The organism is Mycobacterium sp., assembly GCF_049802695.1.
Classification (GTDB): Bacteria; Actinomycetota; Actinomycetes; order Mycobacteriales; family Mycobacteriaceae; genus Mycobacterium.
Map to the genome: position 1 here is coordinate 1 of NZ_JBARMY010000035.1, position 5,505 is coordinate 5,505.

A 5,505-nucleotide genomic window follows, 5' to 3' on the forward strand; every position below is an offset into this window, starting at 1 on the left:
AAGCTGCTCGGCGTCGACGAGGTCTGGGCGGTCGGCGGTGCCCAGGCGGTGGCGTTGCTGGCCTACGGCGGCGTCGACACCGACGGCGCGGAGCTAGCGCCGGTCGACATGATCACCGGGCCCGGCAACATCTACGTCACCGCCGCCAAGCGGCTGTGCCGCTCGCGGGTCGGTATCGACGCCGAAGCCGGGCCGACCGAGATCGCCATCCTGGCCGACCACACCGCCGACCCTGCCCACCTGGCCGCTGATCTGATCAGCCAGGCCGAACACGACGACCTCGCCGCCAGCGTGCTGGTGACCCCGAGCGCCGAACTGGCCGACGCCACGGACGCCGAATTGGCCAAACAGCTTGGCACCACCGTGCACCGGCAGCGGGTGACGACAGCGCTGAGCGGCAGCCAGTCGGCGATCATCCTGGTCGACAACCTCGACGCCGGAATCCGCGCGGTCAACGCTTACGCCGCCGAGCACCTGGAGATCCAGACCGCCGATGCGGCCGCCGTCGCGGCGCGGATCCGCTCGGCCGGCGCGATCTTCGTCGGGCCGTGGTCGCCGGTCAGTCTCGGTGACTATTGCGCCGGCTCCAATCACGTGCTGCCGACGGCGGGCAGCGCCCGGCACTCCAGCGGGCTGTCGGTGCAGACCTTCCTGCGCGGCATCCACGTCGTCGACTACAACGAGTCTGCGCTGAAAGACGTTGCGGGACATGTCGTCACACTGGCCAAGGCCGAAGACCTGCCCTCGCACGGCGAAGCGATACGACGGAGGTTCGAGCGATGACCCGATCACCGCTGCGGGTCAGCCTCGACGAGTTGCCGTTGCGCGACGACCTGCGCGGAAAAACCCCGTACGGTGCACCCCAATTGGTGGTCCCGGTGCGGCTGAACACGAATGAGAACCCGCACCCGCCCAGCAGGGCGCTTGTCGACGACGTCGTGGCATCGGTGCGCGACGCGGCCGCCGACCTGCACCGCTATCCCGATCGTGACGCGGCGGCTCTGCGTGCTGACCTCGCCGCCTATCTGACCGCACAGACCGGTGTGCCGCTCGGTGCCCAAAACCTCTGGGCCGCCAACGGTTCCAACGAGGTCCTGCAGCAGTTGCTGCAAGCGTTCGGCGGACCAGGGCGCAGCGCAATCGGATTCGTGCCGTCGTACTCGATGCACCCGATCATCTCCGACGGCACCCACACCGAATGGATGCAGACACTCCGGGCCGACGACTTCAGCCTGGACGTCGACGCCGCGGTCGCCGCCGTGACCGAGCGCCGGCCGGACGTGGTGTTCGTCACCAGCCCGAATAATCCGACCGGGCAAAGCGTTCCGTTGCGCGACCTGCGGCGGCTGCTCGATGCGGTGTCCGGGATCGTGATAGTCGACGAAGCCTACGGCGAGTTCTCCGCGCAGCCCAGTGCAGTGGCGCTGGTGCAGGAGTATCCGACCAAGCTCATCGTCACCCGCACCATGAGCAAGGCGTTCGCGTTCGCCGGCGGCCGGCTCGGTTACCTCATCGCGACCCCGGCCGTCGTCGACGCGATGCTGCTGGTACGGCTGCCATACCACCTCTCGTCGGTCACTCAGGCAAGCGCCCGCGCTGCACTGCGGCACGCTGACGACACGCTGGGCAGTGTCGCGACGCTGATCGGCGAACGGGAGCGGGTGAGCGCGGCGCTGACCGGCATGGGATTTCACGTCGTTCCCAGCGACGCCAACTTCGTGCTGTTCGGGCGGTTCGCCGACGCGCCCGCCACCTGGCAGCGCTACCTGGACGCCGGAGTGCTGATCCGCGATGTCGGTATTGCCGGCTACCTGCGCACCACCATCGGTGTGGCCGACGAGAACGACGTTTTTTTGCGCGTCAGTTCGCAGCTCGCGGCGACCCAACTGGCCCAGCCACTGGGAGCGTCATGACCGCCGGCCGTTTAGCGCGCGTCGAGCGCACCACCAGGGAAAGCGACATATTCGTCGAACTAGATCTCGACGGCACCGGCCGGGTGCAGGTCGACACTGGCGTTCCGTTCTACGACCATATGCTGACCGCGCTGGGCAGTCACGCCAGCTTTGATCTGACCGTGCGCGCCAAGGGTGATGTCGAGATCGAGGGGCATCACACCATCGAAGACACCGCAATCGTGTTGGGCCAGGCGCTCGGGCAGGCCCTCGGCGACAAGAAGGGCATTCGACGGTTCGGGGATGCCTTCATTCCGATGGACGAAACGCTGGCCCACGCCGCCGTCGACGTGTCCGGCCGACCGTACTTCGTGCACACGGGTGAGCCGGATTACCTCCGACACACCACGATCGCCGGTAGTTCGGTGCCCTACCACACCGTAATCAACCGGCACGTGTTTGAGTCGCTGGCAACCAACGCCCGCATCGCGCTGCATGTGCAGGTGCTTTACGGCCGCGACCCGCATCACGTCACCGAGGCTCAGTACAAAGCCGTCGCCCGCGCCCTGCGCCAGGCGGTGGAATCCGATCCCCGGGTGACCGGGGTGCCGTCCACCAAAGGGACGTTGTGACAGCCAAATCCGTTGTGGTGCTGGACTACGGCTCAGGCAATTTACGTTCGGCGCAGCGGGCGCTGCAGCGGGTTGGAGCCGCGGTCGAGGTGACCACCGACCACGCCGCCGCCGCAGCGGCCGACGGCCTGGTGGTGCCGGGTGTCGGTGCGTTCGATGCTTGCATGAAGGGTCTGCGAAATGTCGACGGCGACAAGCTGATCAGCGAGCGGTTGGAAGCCGGACGTCCGGTGCTGGGCATCTGCGTCGGCATGCAGATCCTGTTCGAACGTGGCATCGAATTCGGGGTCGAGTCCTCCGGCTGCGGGCAGTGGCCGGGTGCGGTAACCCGGCTCGACGCACCCGTGATCCCGCACATGGGCTGGAATGTGGTCGACACCGCCGCGGGCAGCAGGCTGTTCAAGGGACTCGACACGACCACCCGGTTCTATTTCGTGCATTCCTATGCCGCCCAACGGTGGGACGGCAGCCCCGCCGCGCTGTTGACGTGGGCCACCCACCAGACACCCTTTCTGGCCGCCGTCGAGGACGGGCCACTTGCCGCAACCCAATTTCACCCGGAGAAGAGCGGCGACGCCGGGGCGACGCTGTTGAGCAATTGGGTGGAGGCACTCTAAGAAATGTCGCTGATTCTGCTGCCTGCCGTCGACGTCATCGAAGGCCGCGCTGTGCGGCTGGTGCGGGGCAAAGCCGGCAGCGAAACCGAGTACGGCTCAGCGGTAGACGCCGCGCTTGGCTGGCAGCGCGATGGCGCCGAGTGGATCCATCTGGTGGACCTGGACGCCGCATTCGGGCGCGGTTCCAACCGGGAACTTCTCGCCGAAGTCATCGGCAAGCTCGACGTCCACGTCGAACTGTCCGGCGGCATCCGCGATGACGAGTCGCTGGCCGCGGCCCTGGCCACCGGCTGCACGCGGGTCAACCTCGGCACCGCCGCGCTGGAGAATCCGCCGTGGTGCGCACAAGTGGTCGCCGAGCACGGCGACAAGGTCGCCGTCGGCCTGGACGTGCAGATCGTCTACGGCCAGCACCGGTTGCGCGGCCGCGGCTGGGAGACCGACGGCGGCGACTTGTGGGATGTGCTGGATCGCCTCGACCGTCAGGGCTGTTCGCGGTTCGTCGTCACCGACGTCACCAAGGACGGCACGCTGGCCGGCCCCAACCTCGAGCTACTCAGTGCGGTCGCCGCTCGCACCGATGCGCCGGTGATCGCGTCCGGAGGTGTGTCCAGTTTGGACGATCTGCGCGCACTCGCCACCCTGGCCGACCGCGGAGTCGAAGGCGCCATCGTCGGGAAAGCGCTGTACGCCGGACGATTCCGCTTGCCGGAGGCGTTGGCCGCGGTGGCGGAGTAGAGCAGTGGGCGTGCTGGAATCGAAAGACCTGGATGCTCTGGTGCGGCAGGCGTCGGCGATCCTCGACGCGGCGACCGAACAGTTCGTCGACGGCCACCGCGCCGCTTCCGCGGTCAGCAAGCGGGGTGACGACTTCGCCACCAAGGTCGACCTGGCGATAGAGCGTCAAGTTGTCGACGCGCTGATGCGGGAAACCAGAATCGGTGTGCACGGCGAGGAATTCGGCGGCCCCGACCTCGCCTCACCCTGGGTGTGGGTGTTGGACCCGGTGGACGGAACGTTCAACTACGCCGCCGGCTCGCCGATGGCCGCGATCCTGTTGGGCCTGCTGCACCACGGTGAACCGGTGGCAGGCCTGACGTGGTTGCCGTTCACCGGCCAGCGCTACACCGCAGTGCTGGGCGGTCCGCTGGTGCGAAACGATGTGCCGCAGCCACCGCTGACACCGCGGGAACTGGCCGACTCCATAATCGGTGTCGGAACCTTCAACGCCGATTCACGGGGCCGGTTCCCGGGACGTTACCGGATTGCGGTGCTGGAGAATCTGAGTCGGGTGTCGTCGCGGCTGCGCATGCACGGCGCCACCGGTATCGACCTGGCCTATGTCGCCGGCGGAATCCTGGGTGGTGCGGTCAGCTTCGGCGACCACGCCTGGGACCACGCTGCGGGCGTGGCGCTGATTCGCGCCGCCGGTGGCATCGTCACGAATCTGGCCGGCGAGCCGTGGACGCCCGACGCGCGGTCCGCGCTGGCTGCGGCTCCGGGGGTGCACGAGCAGATGCTCGACGTCTTGCGCAGTACCGGCGGTCCTGAGCGGTACTGAAATGTCTTTTCTCAATGGGGTTGCGATACGGGTGATTCCGTGTCTGGACGTCGACGCCGGTCGGGTGGTCAAAGGTGTCAACTTCGAAAATCTCCGCGATGCCGGTGACCCGGTCGAACTCGCTGCCGCCTATGACGCCGAGGGCGCCGACGAGCTGACGTTTCTCGACGTGACGGCGTCGTCGGCGGGGCGGTCCACCATGCTGGAGGTGGTGCGCCGCACGGCCGAACAGGTTTTCATCCCGCTCACTGTCGGCGGTGGCGTACGCACCGTGGCCGACGTCGACGCGCTGTTGCGCGCCGGTGCCGACAAGGTCTCGATCAACACCGCCGCAATCGCCCGTCCGGAACTGCTGGCCGACATGGCGCAACACTTCGGTTCCCAGTGCATCGTGTTGTCCGTCGACGCACGCACTGTGCCGGCCGGTTCGGCGCCCACACCCTCGGGATGGGAGGTGACGACGCACGGCGGGCGCCGCGGCACCGGTATCGATGCCATCGAGTGGGTGGCGTGTGGCGCGGAGTTGGGAGTCGGTGAGATCCTGCTGAATTCGATGGACGCCGACGGTACGAAAGCCGGTTTCGACCTGGCGATGCTGCGCGCGGTTCGCGCGGCGGTCACCGTGCCGGTGATCGCCAGCGGGGGAGCGGGTGCGGTGGAACACTTCGCACCGGCAGTCGGGGCGGGGGCCGATGCGGTGCTGGCGGCCAGCGTGTTCAATTTCCGCGAGTTGACCATCAAAGAGGTCAAGGCGGCGATGGCCGCCGCGGGGATCAGTGTGCGATGACACTTGACCCGGCAAT

General features: G+C 67.6%; 7 protein-coding genes. All 7 read left to right on the forward strand.

The genetic code is table 11. From position 1 onward, the window contains the following. The coding region (gene hisD, locus WA317_RS01250; RefSeq protein ID WP_425171302.1) for a histidinol dehydrogenase at positions 1-783 on the forward strand (783 nt) is incomplete at its 5' end. Further along, entirely contained in the window at positions 780-1,913 is a 1,134-nt protein-coding gene (locus tag WA317_RS01255) for a histidinol-phosphate transaminase (RefSeq protein WP_425171303.1), read from the forward strand. The genes hisD and WA317_RS01255, both read left to right, overlap by 4 nt. Further along, a complete protein-coding gene (gene hisB / locus WA317_RS01260; protein ID WP_425171304.1) occupies positions 1,910-2,524 on the forward strand; it encodes an imidazoleglycerol-phosphate dehydratase HisB in 615 nt (204 codons plus the stop codon). Before WA317_RS01255 ends, hisB begins: the two co-directional genes overlap by 4 nt. Further along, positions 2,521-3,141: an imidazole glycerol phosphate synthase subunit HisH gene (hisH, locus tag WA317_RS01265; protein ID WP_425171305.1), complete on the forward strand. Its 621-nt coding sequence runs from the start codon at positions 2,521-2,523 to the stop codon at positions 3,139-3,141. The genes hisB and hisH overlap by 4 nt, the downstream gene beginning before the upstream one ends. Positions 3,142-3,144: 3 nt before the next feature. Next, complete coding sequence (gene priA / locus WA317_RS01270; RefSeq protein WP_425171306.1) at positions 3,145-3,879, forward strand: bifunctional 1-(5-phosphoribosyl)-5-((5-phosphoribosylamino)methylideneamino)imidazole-4-carboxamide isomerase/phosphoribosylanthranilate isomerase PriA; 735 nt, start codon at positions 3,145-3,147, stop codon at positions 3,877-3,879. A 10-nt stretch (positions 3,880-3,889) separates the two neighbouring features. Further along, the gene (locus WA317_RS01275; RefSeq protein WP_425171308.1) at positions 3,890-4,702 is read left to right on the forward strand and encodes an inositol monophosphatase family protein; all 813 of its coding nucleotides are present in this window, start codon (positions 3,890-3,892) and stop codon (positions 4,700-4,702) included. Position 4,703: 1 nt separating this feature from the next. Continuing rightward, on the forward strand, positions 4,704-5,489 hold the full coding sequence (gene hisF / locus WA317_RS01280) for an imidazole glycerol phosphate synthase subunit HisF (protein ID WP_425171307.1): 786 nt from the start codon (positions 4,704-4,706) through the stop codon (positions 5,487-5,489). The last annotated feature ends 16 nt before the right edge of the window (positions 5,490-5,505 follow it).